This window comes from Hyphomonas sp. KY3 (assembly GCF_017309975.1).
In the GTDB taxonomy this organism is placed as follows: domain Bacteria; phylum Pseudomonadota; class Alphaproteobacteria; order Caulobacterales; family Hyphomonadaceae; genus Hyphomonas.
This window is the reverse complement of the sequence record NZ_CP022271.1, coordinates 2,524,034-2,550,720: the sequence shown is the minus strand read 5'-3', so window position 1 is coordinate 2,550,720 and position 26,687 is coordinate 2,524,034. Positions and strand designations below refer to the sequence as shown.

Below are 26,687 nucleotides of genomic sequence, written 5' to 3'. Positions count from 1 at the left end.
CCGCCCGAGCATCCAACCACCTGGAGATTTAATACGCGGTCGGTTCCGCCAGCTGACAGAAATGCAGCTTGGGCGAATGCAATGCGTAGATTGCGGTTGCCATTTGTGTCTGATCCCGCTGGCCAGCCCGTTGACGGACAGATGATTATTCAGACCTCCACCATGGGTCTGCAGTTCGCCTGGATTGAGTCTGGTCGTCAGGTGATTGATGGTCGGGAACTTGAGCAGGGCGAGGGCCTCTGGCTGCTCGTCCTTTTGAAGGGGGATGCAAGGTTCAGCGCAGGCAAGTTCTCGGTGAATGTTGACAACAAGATGATCGTCTTTGGCGCGACACGTCATGATTCCCGCCTGGAAGTGAGTGAAAACAACGCGATACTATTCGTCCGAATTCCCGCCGTGGCGCTGGGCGGACGATTGATTGCACCGACCCATTATCAAGCTGGCACGCTCGACGGCAACTCCGGAGTTGGACGTATGCTGATCAGCATACTTCACATACTGGCCGATGAGATTGGAGATATCTCCACGCAAGATCTTCGACCGGTCGAGCTTTCCCTGATCGAGATGTTGTCCAGCAAACTACTCGGTGTTGCCGGAAAACGTTCGTTGGGTGGTGCGGAAGGTGCACGCGCTGCCCATTTGCACAGAATCCAACAGACGCTGGAAACGTTAATATGGGACCCCGATCTGACAATCGCAAAGGCGGCAGACGAAGTCGGCGTTTCACCACGGTATCTGCAGCGTCTGTTTGCCGCTGATAATCGGAGTTTTAGCGGCTACCTCAAGAAGAGGCGACTGGAGCGCTGTCATGCCGACCTGATCAGCCCGCTGCATGCGCAGGAATCCATTTCGGAAGTTGCATACCGCTGGGGGTTCAGCAGTTCGGCACATTTCAGCCGGAGCTTCCGCGACCATTTCGGGCTGTCGCCACGAGAACATCGCCGTTCCGGTCTGGCGAACCAGATCGAGGATGAAATGAAGGTCAACAAATTGTGGGGGCAGTATCAAGAGCTGTCGAAAGACCGCCTTTAAGTTTGGCTTCAGCAGATGGCGTCCCGGAAGGGCGCGTGAAAGTAAGTATAGGGATTATATATGACTTCTCCGAACACTCTGATTTTCGTCGACCTCATGTCTGACGATCCGGTCAAGGCCGGAAAATTCTATGCAACTGTCATGGGCTGGGAAGACGATGTTCGAATGGATGGCCAGTTCTGCCGCATGGTGCCAGGCGGGAACTTCAAAAACCCCGACGGATCTGACAGTGAGATCGGGAACCTGCATATCGGAATTGGGGATGTCGCAAACTTGCGCCCGAATCCTGACCCCGCTGGCGTGGATTCGCGCACCTTGTCTCCGTTTGCGAGGTCATCCCGCCTGTGGGTGTTAGTGAGCGAAGACGACTCTGTCGACAGGATCATGACCGCCGCAGTTGAGCATGGAGCGGAAGTTCTGTGGCGGAACCATTACTGGAAAGAGTTTAATGGTTTCAATGACGCATTCCGTGATCCTTGGGGGAACGAAATCATCCTGTGGAGGAAAGGTGGCGTCGATCCCGTTATTCCGGAAGGCTATACGAGCGAGTGACCGAAGTGATGGGAGCGGATGTGGCCGGGAAACCGGAAGGTGCTAGCCGGGCAGGAGTGGTTGTAGCTGCAACTGTCGGCAACATTGTCAGCACCACTCCCGCCATCAGTGCCGTCTTCAGCCTGTTCCTGATCCCTATTTCAACAGAATTCGGATGGCCACGGGCAGTGGTGTCGGGCGTGCTGCTTCTAACTGCGGTGATGTCCGCTATCATCTACCCCTTGGCTGGTCGGCTGTCGGATCGTTGGGGATCTCGCCGAGTTATTCTTGTTGGAAACGCGCTTTTCGCTCCGGCGATTGCGGGTTTGGCTCTGGCCGATGGTTCAGTGGTCCAATTCTACTTGTTGTTTGCCATCGTAGGAGCGGCTGGAGCAATCCCATCCACACCAGCCTATTCCAAAGTCATATCCGAATGGTTCGATGAGAAGCGGGGGCTGATGCTCGGCGTAGCCGCGGGATTCGGCAACGGCATCGGATCAACTTTCATGCCCATCGCGGCTGGTCTGATGCTGGTCCAGTTCGGGTGGCGCGGCGCATACATTGGCATCGGTTTGATCGTATTCTGCCTGGGCTTTCCAACGCTTCTCGCCTTGCTGAGGGATGCGCCTGGGAGGGTCGAGGAAATCAAGCTCCGCGAGCGACAGCTTGATGTGCCGGACATCCCTGCGGCTCCTCTGCCCGGCGTCAATCTCGCAGAGGCAACTTCAACTCGGACATTCTGGATTTTGATGGCGGCAGTCGCGCTCGGAGCGGGCTGTATGACTGCCATCTTTACCCATGTGGTTCCGATGCTCATGGATCGAGGTATCGTTATCCAGCAGGCCACTCTTGCAATCAGCATCTTCGCGCTGGTCACAGCGGGATGGCAGGTGGTGACGGGATATCTGCTCGATAAATTCTACACGCCAATTGTCGCGGTACCCATGTTCGCGGCCGCTATACTGGGCCTTCTTTGCTTTCAGTTCAGCCAGTCCATGGTTGTGATATATTTTGGGGCGGCCTTGATGGGAGTTGGTCTTGGCGCAGAGTTCGGATGTCTGTCCTATTTTGTGTCTCGATACTTTGGTCTCAAAGCCTTCGGTATGATCATCGGCGTGTACTACTCCGTGGTCATTATATTTCAGGGTGGCGCACCAGTCCTTATGGATGTGGGATTCGACGTGACGGGCAGTTACGAGGCGTCGGTGTGGGTGCTGTCTGTTCTGTTGGCCATCGGGGCCGCGCTTATCCTTTTACTGCCTGCGTTTGAGATACAGCGACCCTCCGCATCACTGGAGGCATCTGCGTCATGAGCAAACTCGACATTCTTGGAAGCGTGAATTTGGACATAGTTTTGCGAGTGCATGACCTTCCGCGACCAGGTGAAACTGTGCACGCGACACAATCTGAGCGGTATCTTGGCGGCAAGGGCGCCAACCAAGCGGTGAGCGCCGCCCGAACGGGCGCCGATTTGAGGTTTCGCGCCTGTGTGGGCAACGACGAGGATGGCGAATGGCTTACTGCGCAATTGGCCGCACACGCGGTGACGCCTGCAGACGTAGAAGTCATTGCCGGTGAAGCGAGTGGACGCGCCTATGTATGCGTTGATCAGGCCGGCGAAAATCTCATCATCGTACATGCTGGCGCAAATGATCGTTTAAGCCTAATGGCTGAGCCAGTTGAGCCAAGCCGAGTTGCGCTTGCCCAACTGGAAACGCCTATCGCTTCGACCGTAGACTTTTTCCGGACACACCGGGACCGGGGAACAATTACAGTACTAAACGCCGCCCCAGCCGTGGCTGAAGCCCGGGATTCCCTTTTCCCGCTAACAGACATCCTTATCCTGAATGAATCCGAGTTGGCCTTCTACGCCGGAAGAGAGGTCCTGCCAGAAGATGTCGAGGATATTACAATGCTTGCGAGAGAGCTTATTGCTCACGAAAACCAGGTCATTGTTCTCACCTGTGGTGCTGCCGGTGCTTTGGCTATCACCCAGGATGGGCTCGACTTCACACCGGCTCGCCTCACGAAGGTTCGCGACACAACGGGGTCGGGCGATTGCTTTTGTGGCGCGCTCTGTGCGCGATTGGCAACGGGGGCTGAACTTGACCAAGCGATCTACTTCGCCTCGGTTGCAGCGTCCTTGTCTGTGGAAAAGAACGGCGCAGCTGCATCAATGCCAAGTCTGGAAGACGTTGAGCTTGCGATTTTTGAAATGACCGCAGCGGAGGTATCAGGATGAAAACCTGGCTAATAACAGGCGTGGGAAAAGGTTTGGGAAAAGACCTGGCTGAGACAGTCCTGCAACGCGGAGATCGGGTTGTCGGCACAGTGCGGTCCGAACGCGATGCGCAAACCTTCGCGGAGACTGATCCGCAACTTGCCGTGCCGATTTTTCTGGACGTCACACACTTTGACGACATCCGTGAAACGATCAACGAGGTCGAGAAGCGTTTTGGCCAAATCGACGTGCTCGTGAACAATGCGGGCTATGGGCTCACCGGTGCGATCGAGGAGACGCCGCTGGACAAGATCAAGGCCCTGTTCGAGGTCAACGTGCTCGGCGCGGTTGCCATGATCCAGGCGGTGCTGCCGGGCATGCGCCAACATCGAAGCGGCCATATCATTAACATCACGTCGGTGAGTGGTCTGGCACCCTGGGCGGGCACTGGAATATATGGAGCCAGCAAATATGCGATGGAGTGTATTGGGCAGACACTCGCTGATGAGGTCCAGCCCTTGGGTATCCATGTGACCAATGTGGCGCCGGGTGGCATGCGCACCGATTTTTCAGGTGGATCGCTGGATTCGGCCCCGCCGAGTATATCGGACTATGATGGCACGGCGCATTTGGCTCATGAAGTTCTGACGGAAGGCAAAGGAAAGGAACCGAGTTCCCCCACGAAGATTGCGCATGCGATATGCGAGATGACAGAAATGGATGTTCCACCCACGCTGCTCGTCTTGGGGAGTGATGCCTATAAGTACGCTATAGGTCACTTGGCGAATTTGAGTGACGGCATCGAAGCGTTCAAAAATGTCAGCTTGGCCGTCTCTGCAGACGGCATGTGAGAATTCCGATGCCTTCACTACTGTCGGAAAGAATTTGTGTGACACCGGGCAAGACCGCTTCACTCTTTCATTCTAGCATCTCCAGGATGCAAAACCCCGTAAACCGAGTTTGGAGATCATCATGAGCACGATGGAAACATGTGAGCCTGTCACCAGCGCCGCTGCGTGGAGGGGTGACCAGATCAAGGCGGGCGAAGATTGGATCTACCATTTGTCTCCGGTTCAGATCGCAGAGCTTGAGGATCTGGGTGCAAAGTTCGTCGAAGACGACCCAGACTTGCGGTTCGTTCAAGCCTCTGAATATCCGCTGAAAGCATGTGCCGACGCGATCGCGGAATGGGGAAGTGATGTAGATACAGGTCGCGGGTTTGTGCTCGTTCGTGGATTGAGAACACATCTCTACTCGGACGCACTTTCATCTGCGATCTATTACATTCTCGGCCTGCATATGGGTGATCCGATCCGACAAAACGAGATGGGCGACCTGCTGGATCACATTTATGCAACCTCCGACAAGACGATGGATGACCCAACCGCGCTGTCGTCCAAGGTTCGTGACAAGCTGGTCTTCCACTCCGACAGCTCGGATGTCGTGGCCCTGATGTGCTTGAGGCCTGCAAAAGCCGGGGGGGCATCCTGCCTCGTTTCGGGCGCCGAAATTTATAATGAGATCTTGCGACGCCGGCCGGACCTGGCGCCGCTTCTGCTTGAGCCATTCCACTGGGACTGGCGCCGGCAAGACCACAATGCGCCAGCGAACACTTATACCTCGCCGATCATCAGCATCGAAGAAGGCGTGTTCAGCATGTATGCGGGCTCGTTGTACATTCTGACGGCTCAGGATTATCCCGGCGTCCCGCAGTTGAGCGACGCGCAGAAAGAGGTGCTGGAGCTGTTTGACGAGATCACATATGAACCTGGCATGGCCATCGAGATGGATTTCCGCCCCGGTGATATTCAGTGGCTCTCCAACTATGGCGCTTTGCATTCTCGAACCGAATTTTTCGATTTCCCGGAACCACAACGCAAGCGTCACCTTTTGCGGCTCTGGCTGAGCCGGGATGCAGGACGACCTGTCGTCGACGGATTTGGAAAGAATGGAGTTGTCCAGGTTCGCGAAAAGCCGCGCGAGGGTGCAGACGATGACAATGCGGGGAAATTCAAGATTGCGGACGCCGCTGTTCCACGAATGATATCCTGAGGTATCCGAGCAATCGGAACGCCGCGCGTAGCCGTTAAAAACAGAGGATGACCTGAATGCCGCAACTACGCATCGTCAAAAGATCCGGAGAAGAAGCGATCATCGACGCAACCGCTGGACATAGTGTGATGGAAGCCATCACCAATTCGGGCGTAGAGGACATTGCTGCGATTTGCGGAGGAGCATGCGCGTGCGCGACCTGTCACGTGTATGTGGCGGAAGAATTTAGCGAGCTTGCCGGAGCCGCCTCGGAATCCGAGCGCGAATTGCTGGACTTTTCAGATAATGCACGCCCGCAATCGCGGCTATCTTGCCAGATCATCATCACCGAGGCCTTGGCAGGTTTGCGAGTGGAAGTGGCGCCGGAAGAAGATTGAGCAAATGCGCTTTGAAGAAAGCCGATCAATAGTTGAGGCGCGAATAGTCAAGAATGCTGGGTAAATGTCGGGTGATATTCCAGTCAGGAAATGAGGGAAGTGAAGCATGTCTCAGCAACTGGTGCCAACAAAATTCGATCTGCCGTCCGACGTTGGGGGCAAGGATCTTGGCATCTTTATGCCAATTGCGAATGGCGGATGGATTTTGTCGAAGAACAAGCCAGAGCTTGATGGGTCGTATGCCTACAATCGCCAGGTGGCGGTTCTTGCCGAGAAGCATGGATATGATTTCATCATGTCTATGGCAAAGTATCGCGGCTATGGTGGTGAAACCGAGCACTGGAATTCAACGCTTGATGCGACCGTGACAATGGCTGCACTCGCGGAGGTGACTGAGCGGGTAAAGGTCTGGACGACGGTTCATACCATTCTTCAGAATCCGGGCACCGTGGCCAAGATGATTGCAACGTTGGACCAGGTCACCAAAGGCCGAGCCGGCCTGAATGTTGTGACCGGTGCCTACAAGGGCGAGTTCTCGCAAATGGGTATGTGGCCGGAAGGTGTCGATCACGACGCCCGGTACGATCTCGCCAAGGAATGGATTCAGGCGATCAAGGCCCTTTGGACCCAGCCATCGGTGACGATGCAGGGGGATTATTTTCAATTGGAGGACTGTGTGTCCAACCCCAAACCATCGACCAAGCCTTTCTTGGTTTGTGCCGGTTCGTCGGAAGTGGGCATGCGCTTCAGCGCCAATGAAATGGACGCCATTTTTCTCTCCGGCGATGTACCTGAAAAGCTGGCGCAGTCGAGTAACAAGGTAAAGGGCATAGCGGCTGATATGGGGCGTTACATCCGCACATATGCCATGCAGACTATCGTGCTGGGCGAGACCGACGCGGAAGCCGAGGCGACCGCCCTGCATTACCGGGAAGGCTTGGATGAAGAAGCCTTACGCGGAATGATGCGTGCTTACGGCTTTCTCGACGCAGAGATTGGCGAGGAGAATGCTTTCGTGAAAAAGGCACGCTCATCCTTTATGGCACCTCATGTGGCTGGCTCACCAGACACTGTTATCCAGAAAATCGGTGAGTTGCTGGAAGTTTCGGGAATTGATGGGCTCATGCTGATCTTCCCGGACTATATTTCTGCCATGCCTCTGTTTGCTGAACACGTTATGCCGAAATTGCGGGCGAAGTTTCCTGCGCTTGCCGGGGCCGCGTAGATGACGTCGTCGCTTTCTGTTGATGCGCTTCCGCATGTCGATCCAACCCTCTTGAAGGGGATCATTGCGCCAGCGCGAACAGCTCTTTTGCTGATTGATGTGCAGGTTGACTTCGTATCGCCGGATGGCGTGATCGGAATGGCGGGCGTTGATATGTCCGGTATCAACTCTGCCATCGACAAGATGGAAACATTGCGTGCTGTAGCCAAGGTGCAAGGAGCAGCTGTAGCTTTCGTCCGAGTGGTTACGCGGGAGGAAACAGATTCCACCGCCCTCAAGAATCTATATGCCCGGCGCGGACGTCCTGGCCAGCATGCAATCTGCCGTGCAGACGAGCCAGGTTCCGACTATTATCGACTGTTCCCGGAGGACGGAGACATCGAGATTGAGAAAGTCTTGTTTGATGGCTTCCATGGAACGGATCTGGAGGAGCAATTGCGCGCACGTGAAATCGACACAGTATTGGTCGCGGGCGTGACGACTGATTGCTGCGTAGACCAGACCGCGCGATCGGCGTTCCATCGAAATTTCAACGTGATAGTGGTGTCTGATGCATGCGCGGCTTATGAAGATGCGCTGCACACCGGGGGGTTGTTGGCGCTCGAAAAGAACTGCGCTTTGCTGGCAGATACTAAGTCGGTTCTTTCTGCTTGGAGCGGTATTTCGGACGAGGCCTGACAAAGCAGCTGCTGAGACAACTTTGCATTCTGCTCGAAGATTAAAAAATCAGTTCGCATGCCGTCAATAATGCGCCGCCAACATGTGCGATTGTATGGTCGTGGTGGACGTCCGGCATCAGGCCGTATCTGATCGACGTCTCGCACCTTTTTGAAGGGAAGCGGGCATGTATCGAAAATGGATAATTTTTGCGGTTGTCGTTGCCGGTTTTTTTGTCTTGAATGCGAGTACATTTGCTTCTCTTGGGGTCGTTTTGTTCGTCATGGCGGATGACCTCGGTTGGTCTTACACGTCCGCTGGTTTGAGTTTCACGATTCTGGGGTTGGCCGTGGGTTTGACCAGCTTCCTGCCAGCCATCCTGTTGCAGCGGATCGGCGCGCGCCTGACTTTCTGTTTCGGTTTTTTCTGCGTCGCCTTGGGTTTTGGGCTGGCCAGCGCCAGCCAGGGGCTTGGCATGTTCTTCGCGGCAATGTGCCTTGCGGGTGCCGGATTTTCTCTGGCCGGGAACGTCACGGCCGTCTGGCTGATCGGTGAATGGTTTCCGGAGCATACTGGCCGCATGATTGGTCTCTATCTCATGCTGGGAGGAATTGGAGACATTATGGGTCCCAGCCTCAGCCACTACATGATGGAATGGACCAATTGGCGTTTCAATTGGATGCTGCTGGCTGTCATCTGCGGCGTTCTCATCCTTGTTGGTGGAGCATTCATCACAGAGCGCCGAGACGTATCCGGGGGCGAGGCGAGGACTGACAACTCGCGCGGGCCCAACGATGCAAAGGAAGTCGACGGGGCTATTCCATCCTGGAGAGTGGCTATCGGACGGCCTCTGTTTCTGATCATAGCGGCCGCCATCACGTTCAATCTCGCCTGCGTTACGACGGTGCATTCCATTGCTGTGAGCCACTTGAAGCTTCTTGGCCTGTCTCCAGCTGTCGGGGCCTTGGGGCTCAGCTTCATGGCGTTCGTATCGCTGGCGTTCAAAGGACTGGCAGGTCCGCTCTGTGAGCGGTTCTCGTCCCGCCACATGTTGGCATTGAGTATGGCGCTGCAGGCTGTCGGGGTCGTCATGTTTGCTGTCGCGACCAACCCGGCCCTTGTTCTGGTGTCATCACTAATGTTTGGCGCTGGCTGGGGTATCACTGTTGTCGCAACCATGGTTCTGCTTGTGGACTGCTTTGGGCGGGTAATTGGTGCACAATTGCTAGGCGCGGCTCACCAGATTTCGTCTATTGCTGCCTTTGGCCCGTTGGCAGCTGGAATGGCAGCTGACAAAATCGGCTCGTTCGCGCCCGTCTTCTTTGCGTTCGCGGTGGCCCTTGGTGTGCTGGCTTTGATTATACAGGTTCTTCGCGACCCTGGAATGTTGAAGCCTTCTCAGGCGTTCACTCGACCGGTTTAGAATGCGGCAAGAATAACCATTGTTCGATCATTTTGCACGGCCTGTCCAGCGAGGTGGTGGGCTGTGTTTGTGGGTGTAGAGAATAGGTGTTAAGTGCCAATTTTAAAGAGTTTTCAATTATTTTGGCGCTGGAAATCAAGTCAGACCCAAAACCCGGACATAGCGTAGGGTATCGCAAATTCTGTGATTTCTGCAGCTTGAGGGATAATGTCATGGGTCGGAACAAAAAAATCATTTTGAAGTATAGCGTCGCATGTGCGGCAATGAGTTTGGCCCTTATTCAGGGTGGAAGCGCGTTTGCGGACGATGCTGCTGGTGATGACGATTCGGTTCGTAATATGAACCAAATTACCGTTTACGGAGAAAAGCGCGAAACTACTCTCCAGGATGCGCCAATCGCATTGAGCGCGATCACGAGTGATATTCTTGACCAGGCTGGCATTACGGACCCCAGCCAATTGAATGGCTATGTGCCTGGCTTGATGATCACCAAGAGTGGTGGGTCCGAGCGCATCGTGACAATCCGGGGAGTGGGTCAGCAGACGCCAGAAAACTTTGCAACTATTCCGGGCGTCTCCTTTCACGTAGATGGTGCGTTCCTGCCGAATTCAATCGCGTTGAATATGGGCTTTTTCGACGTTGACCGCATTGAGGTTCTGAGAGGTCCGCAAGGCACTGTGTTCGGGCAAAGCTCGACGGGCGGATCAATCAACATTATCACCAAGCAGCCAACCCTTGATGAGTACAAGGGCACCTTCAAGGCAACGCTCGGCGACTACAATTACGTTCAAGGGTTTGCGTCTTACAACGTCCCCATAGGTGAAACGGCAGCTATTCGTGGCTCCATTCAGCAAACGTCCCATGATGGCTATGCGACTGCCACCAGTGTAGATGGCGGATATGAGCTCGATGATGCCGACAATGAGCACTATCGCATCGCGGGGCTTTGGGAGCCGACAGACAAGCTGTCCACGACGCTTTCCTATACGCTCTACAATGACAAGCATAATGGTGGTGCCTTGAAGAATCTCGAGGATCCAAACCCCGACATTCGAGAGCTAACACAGGACTTCCCCGCCAAGTTCAAACTGCGTTCAGAGTTGGCGACGTTGAACGTTGCTTATGAACTGCCGTTCGCGACACTCAAGTCGGTGACAAGCTATCAAGATCTGACGCACGACCAGTCATTCGATGCTGATCGGTTGGATATTGCGACATATGGTGGATATGACCATGTTGCGACTTGGGCGACAGATGCCGAGACCTTCATGGAAGAGTTGACGATCAGCTCACTGCCGGAGGCCCCAATTGACTGGATCGCGGGTGTTTTTTACTCCAACACAGATTCCGCTCAATACGTGGTCGAGTATCGTGAGTTGGGGGTCACCTCCATTCCGCCTCTACCTGTACTTCCGAAGGATACGCCTCAATCGGCAATCCCGGGTAATCTGGCTTATGAAAACATCTCCTCGGTGAACCGGGAATCCATCGCCCCATTCTTTCAGGCGACGGTGCCAATCATGACAAATCTGAACGCCACCATCGGCGCTCGCTACAATGATGATAAATATGAGGGCGAAGGCGCTTCCTATTACTCAACTCCCACTCAGAGCTCTTTCGATACCCAGACTTGGACTGGGAAAGTCGGGCTGGACTATGATCTTTCTGAAGACTCCATGCTGTATGCGAGCTGGTCGCGAGGGTACAAACCGGGCGGCCTGAACGGCGGCTCTTCTGGTGCATTGACCGTGTCCACGACCTATGATGAGGAAGTCGTCGAGGCGATTGAGTTCGGTTCGAAGAATACTTTCCTGGATGGGCGCGCGACACTGAACGCTTCCATCTTCTTCAACCAGTATGAAAACATGCAGTTCATTGAAGAGGATCCGATCCCTTATTCGGGTGGCATCGGGAATATTCCTGAAGCGGAGACTTATGGTCTGGAACTCGAAGGTAGCTATCTGGCATTTGATGACCAGCTGATGCTTGGCGGTAATATGGCTTTGCTGGACGGCGAAGTTACAGCGGACTACGAAGCGTTGGATCGTCGTTTGGCGGATATCGCTGCTGCGTCGGCCGAGGCGACCGGTACGATTTATCCTTGGACCTTCGATTGGTTCCTGGCGCGCCAATCCGCTGCGGTGCAAGTCAATGGCAACACGCCACCAAATCTGGCTGACTTGACGTATAATCTGTATGCCGCTTGGTTCCAGCCGATTGGCGATCATGGAGAGCTCACGTCTCGGATCGAGAATGTGTATGTGGGTGAATACGAAGCTCGTATCTTTAATACGGACGGAGCCGATGATGTATCTTCCTACAGCCTCTGGAATGCCTATTTCCAATACAAGCCGAATGAGGGTCCGTGGTACGTTTCTGCTTCTGTGACAAACATCGCGGATGAAGAAGGGGTGTCTGGCCGGTTTGTGGATCCATACTCCAGCGGAACGGTTAGCAATGAGTATGTGCCACCGCGCCAGCTGCTCGTTACGTTTGGCTTCGAATTCTGATCCAGACACTGTGCTAATCGAAACGAAAGGTAACTGACGTGTCAGACTTTGACGGTGACAAGGACTATAGTAGTTTTACGGCCAAACGGGTGACACCCTATCTTGGCGCAGAACTTGAGGGCATAGACCTGACGAAGCCCTTGTCACCGATTCAGGCTGATGAACTACGCGATGCGCTGGCCCGGTTTCAGGTGATATTTTTCCGGGACCAGCCCATCAGCCATGATGCCCATAAGGATCTGGGGCGGCTGTTTGGACCGTTGGCTATCCATTCGGCCGTTGCAGGGATTGACGGGCACCCGGAGATCGTCGCCATTCATGCGGATGCGGATTCCAAATATGTTGCCGGCGAAGGGTGGCATTCTGACCTGAGCGCTGATGAGGCGCCGCCTCTGGGAAGCATTCTCTACTTGCATACGATCCCGGAAACGGGCGGAGACACAATGTTCTCCAGCATGTACAAGGCCTATGATGCGCTGTCTGATCGGATGAAGGCTTATCTCGATGGGCTTGAAGCGGTACATGATGCCAATCCGGTTTATCATGCTCTGTTCAAGGACTATGATAAGGGGTACCCGGTTGCGACGCATCCGGTTATCCGCACCCACCCTGTCACCGGAAAGAAGTGTATTTTCGTCAATTCGTCTTACACGACCCGGATTGAGGGAATTCCTTCAGAGGAAAGTGACGCGCTTCTCAAGTTTCTGTTTGACCATGTCAAGAACCCGAACTTTCAGGTTCGGTTTCAGTGGCAACCACACTCGATCGCTTTCTGGGACAATCGTGCCGTTCAGCATCTGGCGGTGTGGGACTATTTTCCAGAGGTTCGGTCCGGCTACAGGGTGACAATAGCCGGCGACAAGCCATTCAGCGGAGCACTTCAAAGTCAAAAACTGGAGACAGTTGCTTCAACTGTTTGACCTCTGACTCATCGCGGTAGTGCGAATGAGATTTGAAGACCGGTCAAAACCACCGTGAAACTGCTCAATGCGACTCAGTCCACACCATGCAGCCCAGACCCAGCAGGGGCCAACAGGTTCCTATGCTGGGTCTGTCTGATGTGGATTGACGTGAGCGAGTCGCACCAACTACGCGCCGACCACTGCTGGAAGAGCCTTGCAGAACCGCTCTACATCTTCGATCTTTCCCATCGAAACTCGCGTCCATTCATTATAGTCCATGTATTGTCCGCGAACGGATATGAGCTTTGCCGCCATGGCCTTCTGAACATCATTCGCTTCTTTACCAGACTTGAAGTAAACGAAATTGGTCTGGGACGGTAGCCGCTCAAGACCGAGCGTGTCGACTGTCATGTTCACCATCTCACGAGCTTCAACAATTTTCTGTTTGGAATAGGCTATGAACGCCTCATCCTGGTAGGCACCTATAGCGGCAGCATAAGAAGTGCAGGGAGACCATGACATGACGACACCTCTGATTTTTTCCGCCGTTTCAACGGATGAAATTGAATATCCCATGCGCAATCCAGCCATGCCAAAAATCTTCGAGAAGGTGCGTGTCACAATGACATCGTGGCCTTCATCGATCAGCCCGATACAGGTATTGCCTTCAGGATCATCGGCGAGCTCCATATAGGCTTCATCGACCAGAACGGTGGTTTTTGCAGCCATGCGCTTCACGGCCGATTTCAGCGTTGCCGCGTCTGATACCATGCCCGTAGGATTGTTTGGATTACACAGCTGTACGATGCCTGTGTCTGATGTCACTTTTGTCTCGATCGCCGCGAGGTCTACGCTCATATCAGCTGCAAGTGGTACCCGATCGATACTGCCAACGCCCTGGTTGACTGCATACAGAGCGGTCGTGTCCCAGAAAAGGCGGGGGGCGACAATTGGGCCCGTCTTACCGTAGATCATCGCGATAGCGCTGAGCACCTCGCCCGACCCGGTTGTCAGAACGACTTGTTCAGGCGCAACACCATGCTTGTCCGCGATGAGCTGTGCAAGCATCTGAATGGCCTCAGGTGATGTGTAGTACGCGCCCTTGTTGGCAGCGTACTCTACCATTTTCAATGCAGCTTTGGAGGGTCCGTATGGATTCTCGTTGCGGGAGAGCAGGGCCACGCCTTCCTTAGGCCCCAGCAGATATGGGTCCGGCGTTGCAGTTACGGGAAAGGCGCCTTGTGTTTCGGCTGCTGTGGTTGCGCAACCGGCAAGGCTCGCCGTGGCGAGGCCACCTGCCATCAAGAACCGTCTTGATACGTCAAATGCCATTTTCATTTCCTTCCTGATTCATTTTTTACTCAACGCGTTTGATCTTTTGTCACCTGAAATCAGGTGAACGAATTCCATAGAACGATCGCGGAGGTTGCGACCAAGTATACTCCGAACACCCGCTTCAAGGCAGGCCCGTTCAGTGCGTGGGCAGCCCGCGCACCGAGCGGCGCGGTAATGAACGACATCGCCGTGATGGCAACGACAGCGAGAACGTTCACATATCCAAAAGACCCAATGGGCAGCTGGCTGGCGCCCAACCCCAGAAGCGCAAATCCGATTGCGCCGGGCACTGCGATGATTACGCCAAACCCGGAAGCTGTCCCGACAGCCTGGTGTATGGGGCGGCCACACATGGTCATGGTAAGGATGGCAATCGTTCCGCCCCCTATGCCCAACAGAGCCGAAAATCCCCCGAGAAAGGAAGCAAGACCGGCCAAAGCGACCCCTTTGGGCATTTCGTTAGACAGTTTTACATCTTTCAGAACGGGCATGATGAAGTGCAAGCCCATCAGGAAAACACCAATCGAGAAAACCCACTTCAGGGATCTGCCATCCATGAACTGGGCCAGTATGATGCCCCCTACGACGCCCACGAGTAGCCAGGGCGCCCAGTCCCTTATTATCTGAAGGTCGACGGCACCCCGTTTGTTGTGGGCGTGAACGGATCGGGATGAGGTCACGATGATGGTTGCCAGAGAAGTGCCAATGGCCACATGTGTCAGCACTTCACCATCTACGCCGAAAAAACTGAATACCAGAAGCAAAGCAGGTACCACGACGAATCCGCCGCCAATCCCAAACAATCCTGCGACAAAGCCGGCGATCAAGCCAGCGACCATCAAAACGCTGATTAGCTGTGTCAATTGCATTGGATCGTATTCAAGTCCCAGCATTAAAGGTCCAATTCTGAAAAGAATGAGTTCTGATGAAGAAGAAGGTGTGGGGGGCGTCCGGGAACGCCCCCCAATTCCAAATCAACTTGCACGGTGGCTCGGTTGGTGAACATCAGAACGTCGCTGATGCCTTGACGTAGTAGTAGCCGCCTTGCCAGTCGACGACGGAGTCAGATCGATAGATCCGTCCACAGCAGGTTTCGCCAATCGCCGCATCGCCCGCATCTGGATAGTTGTCGAATGCGTTTCTGACACCAGCGGAGAGGGTGAGAGCATCGTCGATTTCATAGGATGCTTCGAAATCAAACAGGATTTCTCCGTCCCATTCCTGGATATCGGCGAGGGTGGATGAGGCCGCATTTTCATATCCACCATAATAGTTGGCGCGACCAAGGAGGCTGATCGGACCAGCCTGATGGAGTACGGTGAACACGCCCCGCCAGTTGGGTGTGCCATTCAGGAAGTCGAATTGGCTTTCGTCATTGAAGAGTGCGTCCACATCGCTGTCGAATTCAGTCTTGTTATAGTTGACCGATCCAGTGAAGCTTGTGTTTTGGCCATTCGCCCATGGCATGGTGTATGTTGCCACGATGTCGACGCCAGATGTGGTCGTGTCGAAAGCATTGGTGAAATAGAACACACCGCCAATCGACTCAGCACCGGTGACACCGGCAGCGACGAGCGCGAGATAGTTGTCATACGCTGTCCCTGAAGCCGGATCGCTTGAAACGTCCTGAGTGGAGATTGCATTGACTCGATCCGCCAGATCGATCTGGTAGAAGTCGACTGTCAAACTCATGTTCTCGAAGTTCGAGGTCATGCCGAGTGTGTAGTTTGTGGATGTCTCAGGTTCGAGAGGTGTCGCTCCCAGTGCCTGCGCCACTGGTCCACTGGCCGGGAAGAGACCAGTCGCTACCGGGAAGCCATTTGGCAGTCGGGTAGAGACGTTTGTGGTACCCTGCTGTCCCGGCGTCGGCGCGCGGAAACCGGTGCCGATCGAACTGCGAAGCGCCAGAATATCATTGATCTCGTAACGACCGGCAATTTTCCAGACGGTTTCAGCATCAAAGTCTGAGTAGCTTTCGTAACGCAGAGCGCCTTGCAAGAAGAGTTTCTCGGTGACATCCGCACTCAGATCCGCATAGATCGAATGGGAGTCCCGCGTATAGTCTTCTGAAAAGGCCGGTGAATAGCCAGGAAAGCCATTCGATCCTACACCGACGACCTGGTAGACTGGGTCATCCGGATCCGAGCAGTCGAGCGTGGAGCCTGCGGCCATGACCGCCACACCGGCCGCAGTCGGAGCCATGGAATCGCAGAAGCCAAACGGGTCTGCGCCAGCAAACGGACCATCTTCATAAGACGCCTTGTCACCCTCGACCAGTTCATAGGACTCGTCCAGATAACTAAGGCCCATTGCGAACAGGAGCGGGCTCGCAAGCCCGACTTCGAATTCCTTCGAGAAGTCAGCCTGAATTTGTGCCTCTTCGTTGATCAGGTCTCCAGGACGGAACACGGTTGGCGTGTCGGGGCCCATGGACGGGTTGATCGTATTTGCCAGCGTATACTCGATTTCGTTATGTCCGTAACGCGCGCTCAGATCGTAGTCGAACCCTGCAAACAGGCCTCGCAAGCCACCCACAAATGAATAGTCGGTGACATCACCGAAGAAGCGCGGGGTGAAACCACCCGGGAAAATCTCCAGCGGCGAATAAATCGATCCATCTTCGAGTCGCAAGTCTTCAATCGTGCCGTTGCCGGGATAGCGATAGAAGAAGCTGCCATCGGATTTACTGCTGGAATAGTTGCCGAAGGAGTAAAGTTCGGCATTGTCGTTGATCGTGTACGCGGAGTTGTAGAATAGGCGAAAGGCTTCGCTGGTGGGCTGGCCCCAGGGTTGAACGACGCCGAAGTCACCCAGCGATGCAGACGGGACACCTTCGATGAACTCGGGCGTCAGGCTGGCTGCGTAACCAGCTGTGGGGTCGAAGTCCGGATTGCTCGGGTCGAGACAGAACCAGGACTCACAATATTGTTCGCTTCGACTGGTCGCGTCCGCCTTGCTGACTTCGCCGGAAACGCTCAGGAAGCCCTTTCCGCCCAGATCGAAGCCGTAATTGCCCGATACCGTGTATTGGAAGCCGTCACCTTCATAATACTGGCCGATGTCGACGCTGACCGAACCGCCTTCAGAATTATCCTTGAGCAGGAAGTTAATGACGCCAGCAATAGCATCCGACCCGTATTGCGCCGCGGCACCATCCCGGAGGACTTCGATGCTTTTGAGGGCAGAAGCCGGAATGGTGGCCACGTCCGGGCCTTGAGTTCCGGATCCGCCAATTGTCACGAGTGCGGCGCGGTGGCGCCGTTTCGAGTTTACCAGTACAAGCGTCTTGTCGGTCGGCAGGCCTCGCATCTCAGCAGGGCGAACAAATGAGCTACCATCAGAAATTGGCTGGCGAGAAAGAGAATAGGATGGAATGAGTGTTTTCAGAACATCATTCGTGTCCGTGAATGGAACCGCATTGAGTTCATCTTCACCAAGAACATCAATTGGAACTGGCGAATCTTGGATGGAGCGAGGTTTCCCGCGAGACCCCGTTACCGTGACCGCTTCCTGAACCGAGACGTCATCTGTCTCTCCCTCTTGGGCTTGCGCGGCTGTGATCATGGAAAGACTGACTGTGGCGAAGGCACACGACAGTAGTTGTGTTCGTAGTTTGGATGCTCTCATAGTGTATTGACCCCTCTATTCGCCGCACGACGAATACAATTTGACCGCCTAAGGACGGACTGGAAATCGAATGCCAGGGCACAGCAAAGGCACTGGTGATCGAGTCGGTTTCGAGAGGCCCGCCTTTGGGCCAGGACAGCTATCTGCTGCAGAAGACACCCCCTTGTGCCTTCAGAACTGAAGCCCGTCTTTGGGCTTGGAAAAATCTTTTCAGGTCAAAAAAAAGCTGGGTAGCGGAACGTATTCTGTGATGATGAATGAATACAATTTGCCAGATTTTCACGCACCCTCGCTCAGCTTAGGTGAAACTTCGAGCAGTGAGGTCGGTTCAAGCCAGCCAGGCTGACATCGTCACATCAAGGCAACAAGTCCGATAGTGAGATCACAGCATCGCAGACGCTTTTCAGAGATTTTCCTTGGCGCATGGCCGTGGATCGGAGTGACTGATAGGCTTCCTGCTCACTCATGCCGCGGGTTTGCATCAGAAGGCCTTTTGCGCGTTCCACAGTCTTTCGCGCAGCGAGGTTGTCTTTGGATTTCTGCAATTCACCCTGTAGCGTCGAAACGAGTTTGTGGCGTTCCACGGCGATTGTGATCAAGGGACCTATTCGCGAAGCATTAAGTCCATCTACCACGAACGACGTCACCCCACCCCGAATGGCCTGCGGTGCAAGGTTTTCTTCGTCACGCTTCACGAACCAGAGGATAGGAAGCTGAGTTGATGCAGCCAGGCGCTCGCTGATCGATATCTGCTCGGTGCCTGCTGACTCTGACGAAAGAATTAGCAGGTCGGCTCTGATTCCTTCAAGCTCGGTGGCTATGCTTACGAAAGAGAATTCATCAAGCAATCTTATCGTGAAGCTTTCTGGTAAACCCTCCAGTATATTTGCGACGTCGTCCTGTGCGTTGGCGACAACAAGCACAGACAGTGCTGATAAATCGGCTCGGTCCGGCATGTTCAATACAGTCTCCCTCCTAATCTCACATGATAGAAAGGGACTGTTTTTCCAAATCTCTTAGTTTGAATAGCAATCAAAGCTGCATTTTCCGCGGCTTTGAGCAAGAAAAGGACAAGTCTGCCTGTTGTTTGATGTCCTCAGGAAGTCGTTTTGATACAGTGTATCTAAGAAGCATGACCGCACAGGCCCGCGGTATGATGCGGAAAGTGTCAACTGACTTGCCCTCAAACTCCAGCGCGTGGTCAGCCAAATCGCAGAGAATGCTGCGCTGTCCCGCGCTTGCGCCGAAGAGTTCGGTTCCCTTTTGAGAAGCTGGCTCAGACAAGCCTTTTTCGGAAGCGGGCGGAGATGAGGTCGAGCGCCATTACGGTCAAAAAGATTACCAGCAACATGGTGCCGACGCGATCATACTGGAACATGTCGAACCGGCCTTTCAATTCCTGTCCGATGCCCCCTGCGCCTACAAGGCCGATCACCGTGGCCATGCGTATGTTTCGATCGAGAATGTAGAGGGAGAGACCAGTATAGCTCGGCAGAACTTGGGGGAGGACGGCGATCCTGAGGATGGCGAAATCGCTGGCCCCGGTGGCCTTGAGCGCCTGTTGAGGGCTTTTGTTCGCCGCTTCAATATCTTCGGCGTAGAATTTTCCCAGAAAGCCTATGCTGTGAAATGACAGGGCCAATATACCTGCAATCGGACCGAACCCAAAAGCAAGCACGAGGAACAGTGCGCTGATCAGTTCGGGAATTGAGCGAAGCAGGGACACGAGTGATCGTGCCACGCCGTAGATGAGGGGATGGGGCGAGTAATTACTGGCGCATAGCCACGCCAGCGGTAGGCTTACCAGTATGGCAATCAGGCTGGCCCAGATTGCAATTTCGATTGTTTCAACCATCTTGCCGAGCACGAAGAGAAGATATCCAATTGGCTCGACGAGAAACTGCCGCTCGGACACTTTCGTGGTCATTTGCAATGTATCCGGATCAAGCTCGGTTGTTTGGACTTCCACCGTCTCTATGTGCGCCAGGAAGGGCAATCTGGATTCATCCAGTCCGTCCATCAGGTCAATGGGGCGACGGTCGGAGATGGCTATAGGGAACATGTCGCGGGTCACACTCCCCATTCCCCGGCCGATTTGCGAACTTTCGCGCAGACCGACCGCCTCAAGCGCAAAGTCTCCAATCTGGCTGGCCATGCGATCCAATTGCATACGCTCTGCGGAGATGCTCGAGGCAATGATTATGAGGAGCAATACAAGTAGTGATTTCCACCCGAAAGGCTGTTTTAGATGCCAAATGTGAGGTAGCGAGTCGTGCTCAGCATCCATCATCTCACGCGACCTCCCTTCGCAGGGTGGGTGAAGTATCGTCGATTTCAAAGATAGCCTGAACTGCGTCGCTAGTAAGAGCAGCTGGTGGTCCATCGAAAACGATAGTGCCATTGTTGAGACCGATGATCCGGTCCGCATATTCGCGAGCAAGATCGATTTGATGCAGCGAGCAGAGAACAGCTGCATCACGTTCCTGGGCCGCGCTCTTCAGTAGGTCCATTACATCCGCAGACGATCTGGGATCAAGGCTGGCGACGGGTTCATCGGCGAGAATGAGACTCGGATCGCACATCAATGCGCGCGCGATGCCCACGCGTTGTTTCTGGCCGCCAGACAGTTGGCCAGTACGCCGATTGGCATGATCTTCCGACAAGCCGACACGCGAAAGCAGGGCGCACGCTTTTTCTTGAATCAAGTGGGGATACAATTGAAGCGCGACGCGCCACCAGGAAAGCGCCGCAATGCTGCCTGACATCACATTTTGCGCTGTCGTCAGTCTGTCGGTCAGGCCAAAATCCTGATGCACCATTCCGACGTGACGTCGTTGCTTTTTCGAAAGGCGCACCCCGTGAAGCCGAATGTCTCCGGAGTCTACAGGCGCCAGCCCAACAATACACCTCAGCAAGGTAGACTTTCCTGACCCCGATGACCCAAGCAGAACGCAAAAGCAACCGGGTCTGAGGTCCAGCGAAAAATCAGTGAGGACTCTCGGACCGTCCTTGTACGACTTGAACACGTTGGAGAGTTTCAGCGCCGGGAGTGTGGACGCAGAAGTGGGTTGGTCTGTCATATTGGAAATTGTGCCGTGGTGAAAAGATATCAGCCGCGTTGAGCTGCGTCAGCCTTGCGCAGGATCGCGGCCATATAGTCGTCATCCAGAAAAGATGTCGCGGAGGTCACGCTATCAAACAGGGTTTCGTCAACTTCGGTATTGTAGCGATCCACAAGCTTGCCGCCATATCCCCGAATGGCGGCCGGACCAATGCCTTCAGCCTCATGTACATTTGCCATGGCGCGCTTGAGCTTTGCTTTGATGTCTGCTGGCAATGCGGTGTTCATCGCTATGGGTGGATTCGGGATTGGTTTCGATTTGGTGAGCACCCGGAATGCGCGTGGATCCAGGCTACCTTGGTTCACCGCACGTTCGAACGACACGAAAGACGCGCCTGCAGCATCTACCAACCCGTTCTTCAATGCCAACAGGCTGTTGGTGTGGCTTCCCGTGATCCGCAAGGCTGATAGATCCTTTAGCGGATCGAGCCCGTCGTCTCTCAACATGACAAGCGGATACGCAAAACTGCTGGCGGAGTGACTTGATCCCAGTGCGAGCGACCCGCCGGAAAGATCGAATACAGAATTTACGTCGGAATCTGCCGCGACAAACAGACCAGCATAATAAGTGGATGAACCATTGCGTTCTTCGACAGCCAACAATTGCGCGCATCCGCGGTCTCGCGCCTCTATATAGGAGGCCGGACCATACCAGACGACGTCTGTCAGGCCAGCGCACATGGCTTCTATCACGGCGGCATAGCTTTGCCCGGTACTGACGGTAAAATGCAAGTCACTGGATCGCGTAATGGCATCAAACAATGGCTGAAAATCGGCTTTCGTACCGTCTTCCGTACCACCATCTGCGGGGATAAGCATGACGCGAAGAGGCTTTTGCGGGCTGCCGGCTTCCTGAGCGTGCGTTGTAAACGCGAGCATGGCGGTTAGCAGGAGAAGCGTTATGGTCGACAGAATGCGCATATCCGAGTTCCCAAATTCACCTCGCTGCGTATGAGCTTGATGCGCCGCAGCATCGATAGTGAGAGACGTAGCATCTGCTTGTGACATTGGTGTTACGCAATTCATATATCCTTGATAATAATTGAGTAGAATTCAATTATAAGAGTGTGAAATCCAGAGGGGCGTGTATGTCTGAGAGCAAATCGAAGCGGAAAGTGGCGCCGAAGCGACGGTCTGATGTGGCGATAGTCGACAATGTCATGACGCGCATTCGAGTGCGGCATCCCTCGCTTGGGCCGAGTACGCGTTCGATTGCCGACTTCGTTCTCGCCAATCCCCGACAAGTGGTTGGGATGTCGGTTACCGAGCTGGCTGAAGCGACCGGTGCCAGTGATGGAAGTGTTATCAATTTCTGCCGCCAATTGGATCTTTCCGGTTTTCAGCAACTGAAGCTCAGCCTCGCCCAGGAAGTGGTGCAACCGGTTCAGTTCATTCATGAAGATCTGCAACCGACAGATGACACGCCGACTGTGTGTCGGAAGACCTTCCATGCTGGGGTTCAGGCGCTGAAGGACACGCTCTCGATTTTGGACGCCGACGCCGTATCCGCAGCGGTGGATATTATTCGGGCAGCCAAGCGAATTGAAATTTACGGAATAGGTTCGTCCGCGCCCATTGCGGAAGATGCGCAGTATCGCATGCTGCGAATAGGTCTTGATGCGCGGGTGGTGGTGGACAGTCATGTCCAGGCCATCAGCGCGTCGCAAACGGGCCCTGATGTGGCGGTGCTGACCATTTCGCACTCTGGTGCAACGCATGAGACACTGGCCGCAACCAGATTGGCCAAGGATGCGGGCGCGAAGACGATCATCGTGACCAATTTTTCGAGTTCGCCGCTGCAGGCCTACGCGGATGTGAAACTTTTCACCATGGCTCGGGAAACCAAGTTCCGGACCGAGGCCATGACCAGCCGGATCGCCCAGCTATGCGTACTGGATGCGCTGATTGCAGCACTCGCGCTGGCCAATTATGACCGGGCAACCGAAACGCTTCGCAAGACCTTCGATGTGCTGTCGCTAAAGCGCTTCTAGCAGTATCTCAAACACATCCGGTGATTTGGCGGAGGTCAGGACCGCCTTGATTCCCAACGCGTTTGCGCCAGCGAGATCCGTTGCAGGGTTGTCACCCAGCATGACAACCTGATCCGGTGACAGGTCAAGCGCCTGGCATCCCATCTGGAACAGATGTGGGGAGGGTTTTCCCACGACGTCTATTTTTGTTTCATCCAGTTTCACGCATGCTCTGATGGCCGCAAGCAGGGCGCCCGTTTCGGGCTTTATTCCCCCGTCTTTCCCGGGGTGGGTTTGGTCGGGATTGGCGACGATGAGGTGGCCCCCATTGCTCAAGGAGTTTACCGCGCGTTCCAGGCGGCGATAGGTGAAGCGTACATCGCGGAGCAGTACGACCACGTCTGCGGCTTCCTGAGCCAGGTCTATCCCCATTTTCTTGGCGGTTCCGCGCATGTGCGGATCACCAAGCACCATAACCTTTGCGCCAGCAAAACCTGTTGCGCGTTTGAGCGCCTCCATCCCCGCCAGGATGACTTGGTTGCGTTCCAATTGAATTTCGTTACAGGCCAGTATGTGCAAGAAGTCGTCCGGCGTGCATGTGGAGTTGTTCGAGACAATCGCGGTGCGTGTTTGATTGGCGCGCAGGAAGTCTGCGGCCTCGGGCACCAACGTATTGCCGAGTGCGCAGCAGCCATCCCAGTCTACGAGAAACCCTTTGGCCGACCGGCCCATGTTGGCTATTTCTTCAGATCGCGGCGTAGCGAACGCGTAGGGCATATTCCACTCCGATGAAGGACAATTTGTTATTGAGAAATGCTCAATTACAAATCTTCTTTGAAGTAAATATCATTCACGCAATGTTTTTCGAATCTTCATCTAAGTGTCGCGTTCCGCCTCTAGAGCAGCCTCGTGGCAAGCGGCGGCAATCGCGCTCGGCCACAGCCCGCTGATGGTTGGCGGGTGTTGGGGTTAGATGGAGAGACCAGCGATGAGACTTGATAAGAACAGAAGTTTGAAATTCGGTTTGAGCGTCCTGATGGCGAGTGCGGCGATCCCGGCTGCTTTGGCACAGCAGGGAGACAGCAAGGAAGATTCCCGCCGCCTTGAGACTATTCGCGTCGAAGGCCAGACTGTCGATGCGTCCGCATCCGACATCGCTGTGGACTTCGCTGAATACGGCACACAAGTTCAGTTGATCAGTTCGGAAGAAATTGAAACGGGCGGGTTCACGAATTTTGGCGAATTGGCCTCAGGCCTGATCCGCGGTGCGAACATTGGCTATTCGCCGGACGAAGGCGAGTTCACCATTCGCATTGATGGCGGCACTGATCGCGATACCTTGTTGCTGGTCGATGGCGTCCCATTCTTTGATCGCTCGTCTCCATTGGAAGATCTGTGGCCCGCGACAGCCATTGATCCGCGCATGATCGACGGTGTTGAAGTCTATCGTGGTGGCAACAGCCTCTATTTCGGATCCAATGGCGGCCTGGGCGTTGTCAGTGTGAAAACAAAACGCCCTGACGGTACTCAGAAAGGCGAATTCGGTGTCTATGCCGGTTCATTCAAAACCCGCGAGTATTATGGCAACATGTCGTTCCCTCTGGACAAGGCCGGCAAACACTCCGTGCTGGTCTATGGCCGCTCTTATGAGACGGATGCGCACGAACTCTTCGACGAGGCGGCCTATGGTGACAATGTGCTTGCGCTCGGCGGACGTCACGAATTCCCATACAGCTTCAATAGTCTGGGCATCAAATATTTGTGGGATATTGCACCTGAGACAGAGCTTCTGCTCGGTGCTTCGTACACGACGATCGATTTCAGAGATTCCTTCCCGCAAAGCACTATATTTCAGCCGAACTTCACAGAGTTCCCGATTTACACCGGCGAATTCAAGCATCGCTTCAATGACAAGCTCAAGCTGAATATCGAGGCGCACTATCAGGACCCTCAGCTCAAGAATAACGAGATTGATGCCCGTATCTGTCAGATCCCCCGCCTCTCGGATTTGCCGGAGGATATTCAAGCCATTGCTGCGGGTCAGGGGATTTCAAGCTTTTCTACAGCAACTGAGTTCGAAAGCTTCGCGGCGGGTATTTCCGGTCTCGCTGCGGGTTGTGTCACCAATCCTGTCGGGAGCGCGGGCAGCGCTTCTGATGATCGTCTGAATGGCGGTAGCAATTTCTACATCAATCAGGATCCAGACAGCCCGTACTTCGGCCAGCCTTACGGCACGCACCAGAATCCGTTCCCAATCGGCGCACCCATTGGATATGTCGTGCAATCTACCGCCAGCTTCGGCGATGGTGGTCTGACGAAAGGTTTCGGGACGACTGATCAGAGGGAGTCTGGTTATGTCGATTACGGTCTGAATGCACGGGCCACTTATACGGTCAATGAGTATATCGAACTCGTCGCAGGTCTCCAGAATACTACCTATAAAGACAATTCTGACGACTCATTCGGCGTCAAGGATGTCAAGCTCACGAGTACGGGTGTCTATGGCGACCTAAGGCTCTCCCTGCCAGTGCTGGATGGTTTCAGTGGGTCATTTGCCGCTCGTCAGGACTTCAACGACAATTTCGATGATCAGTCGATCTGGAAAGTCGGGCTGCGTCAGAACCTGGGATACGGTATCTATGCGCGGGGGTCTGGCGGCACGTCGTACAGTCTGCCGAAGATCGACGAAATCGGCGCATTCGGATCGGGCGCGAACATCAACCCTGGTCTGGAACCACAGGAAGTCAGCGCGTTCAACGTCGGGGCCGGTATCGATGGTGACATTTTTGGCGGAACCTACAATGTCGAGATTGGGTACTTTGAAACAGAAATCGAAAATCTTTTCTCCAGCCGGGCTATTGGTGCGGTCTGTTATGAATATGCCAATGATGTTGCAAACCCATTGTTCAACAATCTGAACAATGACACCGCAGCGATTGAGCAGAACCGTCGGAACATCATTCCGCCGAGCGAATTCTGCGCCACGGCTGCAGCGGGCCTGAATGATCCTGGCGAAACAGTTGCGGTGAACGCGCTGCGTCAGCAGGATATTGAAGGTTTTACGATTGACGTCGCTTTCGACTTTGATCAGTGGCAGGCAGACTTCAGCTATACTGATATGGAGTCGCTGGAGCCGAACCCAGTCTTTGGAACGATGGCGCGCCTGGATGGCTCCACTACCGACCTTGGCTTTGTCGTGCCGGGGAAGGCTGGAAGCGCGGAGTATCGCCAATCTTCAGAACGTCCGGAGTGGACGCTGTCCGGCCTCATCACCTACACGCCAACAGACCGCTGGACATTTGCACTGAACCCGCGCTTGCAAGGGCCGGAATGGGCATATGCGGGCACCAGCCTGGCGCGCATGGTGGATGAGAACGGAAACCGAGTAGTCGAAGATCTGAACTTCGGTGACTATTTCGTCCTCAATGGATCCGTTCAGTATTTCCTTGGCGAGGAGAAGCAGCACCGTTTCCTCATTCGCGGCGTGAACTTGCTGGATGAAGAATATTACGAGCGAGCTTCCGGTGGCTCGGGCTATAGCCGGGACCGTGCCGTGGTGCGCGGAGAAGTGGGCCCGAACGACAGTGCATACTACCGCCAGTATGGGTGGAACGGCAAACCGCGTTCGTTCTGGATCCAGTACGAGTACTCGTTCTAGTCATCCAATGGTCTGACCCTGTGTGAACAGGGGCAGGCTCGCCCCG

The 26,687-nt window shown here is 54.4% G+C and carries 22 protein-coding genes; 14 read left to right on the top strand and 8 right to left on the bottom strand.

Annotation, left to right across the window (positions count from 1 at the left end):
• Positions 1-81 precede the first annotated feature (81 nt).
• From CFA77_RS12285 to CFA77_RS12230, 12 genes are all read left to right on the top strand, one after another.
• Positions 82-1,032 (top strand): helix-turn-helix domain-containing protein, encoded by a 951-nt coding sequence (locus CFA77_RS12285; RefSeq protein WP_206990947.1) that lies wholly within the window; start codon positions 82-84, stop codon positions 1,030-1,032.
• Positions 1,033-1,092: 60 nt separating this feature from the next.
• Positions 1,093-1,584, top strand: a complete 492-nt coding sequence (locus tag CFA77_RS12280; protein ID WP_206990946.1) for a VOC family protein — start codon at positions 1,093-1,095, stop codon at positions 1,582-1,584.
• Complete coding sequence (locus tag CFA77_RS12275; protein ID WP_242517348.1) at positions 1,581-2,876, top strand: MFS transporter; 1,296 nt, start codon at positions 1,581-1,583, stop codon at positions 2,874-2,876. The genes CFA77_RS12280 and CFA77_RS12275 overlap by 4 nt, the downstream gene beginning before the upstream one ends.
• Positions 2,873-3,805 carry a ribokinase gene (locus CFA77_RS12270; protein WP_206990945.1) on the top strand — a complete coding sequence of 311 codons (933 nt, stop codon included), beginning with the start codon at positions 2,873-2,875 and terminating at the stop codon, positions 3,803-3,805. The genes CFA77_RS12275 and CFA77_RS12270 overlap by 4 nt, the downstream gene beginning before the upstream one ends.
• Positions 3,802-4,635, top strand: coding sequence for an oxidoreductase (locus CFA77_RS12265; protein WP_206990944.1), 834 nt, complete (start codon positions 3,802-3,804; stop codon positions 4,633-4,635). The genes CFA77_RS12270 and CFA77_RS12265 overlap by 4 nt, the downstream gene beginning before the upstream one ends.
• Positions 4,636-4,756: 121 nt before the next feature.
• On the top strand, positions 4,757-5,836 hold the full coding sequence (locus tag CFA77_RS12260; RefSeq protein ID WP_206990943.1) for a TauD/TfdA family dioxygenase: 1,080 nt from the start codon (positions 4,757-4,759) through the stop codon (positions 5,834-5,836).
• A gap of 56 nt (positions 5,837-5,892) precedes the next feature.
• Entirely contained in the window at positions 5,893-6,213 is a 321-nt protein-coding gene (locus tag CFA77_RS12255) for a 2Fe-2S iron-sulfur cluster-binding protein (RefSeq protein WP_206990942.1), read from the top strand.
• Between the two features lie 106 nt (positions 6,214-6,319).
• Positions 6,320-7,438 (top strand): LLM class flavin-dependent oxidoreductase, encoded by a 1,119-nt coding sequence (locus CFA77_RS12250; RefSeq protein ID WP_206990941.1) that lies wholly within the window; start codon positions 6,320-6,322, stop codon positions 7,436-7,438.
• Positions 7,439-8,116 carry a cysteine hydrolase family protein gene (locus CFA77_RS12245; protein ID WP_206990940.1) on the top strand — a complete coding sequence of 226 codons (678 nt, stop codon included), beginning with the start codon at positions 7,439-7,441 and terminating at the stop codon, positions 8,114-8,116.
• 166 nt (positions 8,117-8,282) lie between these two features.
• Positions 8,283-9,518, top strand: a complete 1,236-nt coding sequence (locus CFA77_RS12240) for a CynX/NimT family MFS transporter (RefSeq protein ID WP_256434929.1) — start codon at positions 8,283-8,285, stop codon at positions 9,516-9,518.
• Between the two features lie 263 nt (positions 9,519-9,781).
• Positions 9,782-12,028: a TonB-dependent receptor gene (locus CFA77_RS12235; protein WP_242517346.1), complete on the top strand. Its 2,247-nt coding sequence runs from the start codon at positions 9,782-9,784 to the stop codon at positions 12,026-12,028.
• 38 nt (positions 12,029-12,066) lie between these two features.
• Positions 12,067-12,948 carry a TauD/TfdA family dioxygenase gene (locus CFA77_RS12230; protein ID WP_206990937.1) on the top strand — a complete coding sequence of 294 codons (882 nt, stop codon included), beginning with the start codon at positions 12,067-12,069 and terminating at the stop codon, positions 12,946-12,948.
• 168 nt (positions 12,949-13,116) lie between these two features.
• Here the strand turns inward: CFA77_RS12230 and CFA77_RS12225 are convergent, their stop codons facing one another.
• The 7 genes from CFA77_RS12225 to CFA77_RS12195 form a co-directional block, all read right to left on the bottom strand.
• Positions 13,117-14,262 (bottom strand): histidinol-phosphate transaminase, encoded by a 1,146-nt coding sequence (locus CFA77_RS12225; RefSeq protein WP_206990936.1) that lies wholly within the window; start codon positions 14,260-14,262, stop codon positions 13,117-13,119.
• A 59-nt stretch (positions 14,263-14,321) separates the two neighbouring features.
• Complete coding sequence (locus tag CFA77_RS12220; protein WP_242517345.1) at positions 14,322-15,134, bottom strand: sulfite exporter TauE/SafE family protein; 813 nt, start codon at positions 15,132-15,134, stop codon at positions 14,322-14,324.
• A 136-nt stretch (positions 15,135-15,270) separates the two neighbouring features.
• On the bottom strand, positions 15,271-17,892 hold the full coding sequence (locus CFA77_RS12215; RefSeq protein ID WP_206990934.1) for a TonB-dependent siderophore receptor: 2,622 nt from the start codon (positions 17,890-17,892) through the stop codon (positions 15,271-15,273).
• 356 nt (positions 17,893-18,248) lie between these two features.
• On the bottom strand, positions 18,249-18,848 hold the full coding sequence (locus CFA77_RS12210) for an ANTAR domain-containing response regulator (protein WP_206990933.1): 600 nt from the start codon (positions 18,846-18,848) through the stop codon (positions 18,249-18,251).
• Between the two features lie 320 nt (positions 18,849-19,168).
• Positions 19,169-20,047, bottom strand: coding sequence for a phosphonate ABC transporter, permease protein PhnE (gene phnE / locus CFA77_RS12205; protein WP_242517343.1), 879 nt, complete (start codon positions 20,045-20,047; stop codon positions 19,169-19,171).
• A 136-nt stretch (positions 20,048-20,183) separates the two neighbouring features.
• A complete protein-coding gene (locus tag CFA77_RS12200; protein ID WP_206990931.1) occupies positions 20,184-20,972 on the bottom strand; it encodes a phosphonate ABC transporter ATP-binding protein in 789 nt (262 codons plus the stop codon).
• 29 nt (positions 20,973-21,001) lie between these two features.
• Complete coding sequence (locus CFA77_RS12195) at positions 21,002-21,934, bottom strand: phosphate/phosphite/phosphonate ABC transporter substrate-binding protein (protein ID WP_206990930.1); 933 nt, start codon at positions 21,932-21,934, stop codon at positions 21,002-21,004.
• 167 nt (positions 21,935-22,101) lie between these two features.
• Between CFA77_RS12195 and CFA77_RS12190 the strand changes: the two genes are divergently transcribed.
• The gene (locus CFA77_RS12190; protein WP_206990929.1) at positions 22,102-23,004 is read left to right on the top strand and encodes a MurR/RpiR family transcriptional regulator; all 903 of its coding nucleotides are present in this window, start codon (positions 22,102-22,104) and stop codon (positions 23,002-23,004) included.
• Here CFA77_RS12190 and CFA77_RS12185 read toward each other — a convergent pair.
• Positions 22,990-23,760 (bottom strand): HAD-IIA family hydrolase, encoded by a 771-nt coding sequence (locus tag CFA77_RS12185; protein WP_206990928.1) that lies wholly within the window; start codon positions 23,758-23,760, stop codon positions 22,990-22,992. The genes CFA77_RS12190 and CFA77_RS12185 overlap by 15 nt on opposite strands.
• A 211-nt stretch (positions 23,761-23,971) precedes the next feature.
• Here CFA77_RS12185 and CFA77_RS12180 point away from each other — a divergent pair, with 211 nt between their 5' ends.
• Positions 23,972-26,641, top strand: a complete 2,670-nt coding sequence (locus CFA77_RS12180; RefSeq protein ID WP_206990927.1) for a TonB-dependent siderophore receptor — start codon at positions 23,972-23,974, stop codon at positions 26,639-26,641.
• The last annotated feature ends 46 nt before the right edge of the window (positions 26,642-26,687 follow it).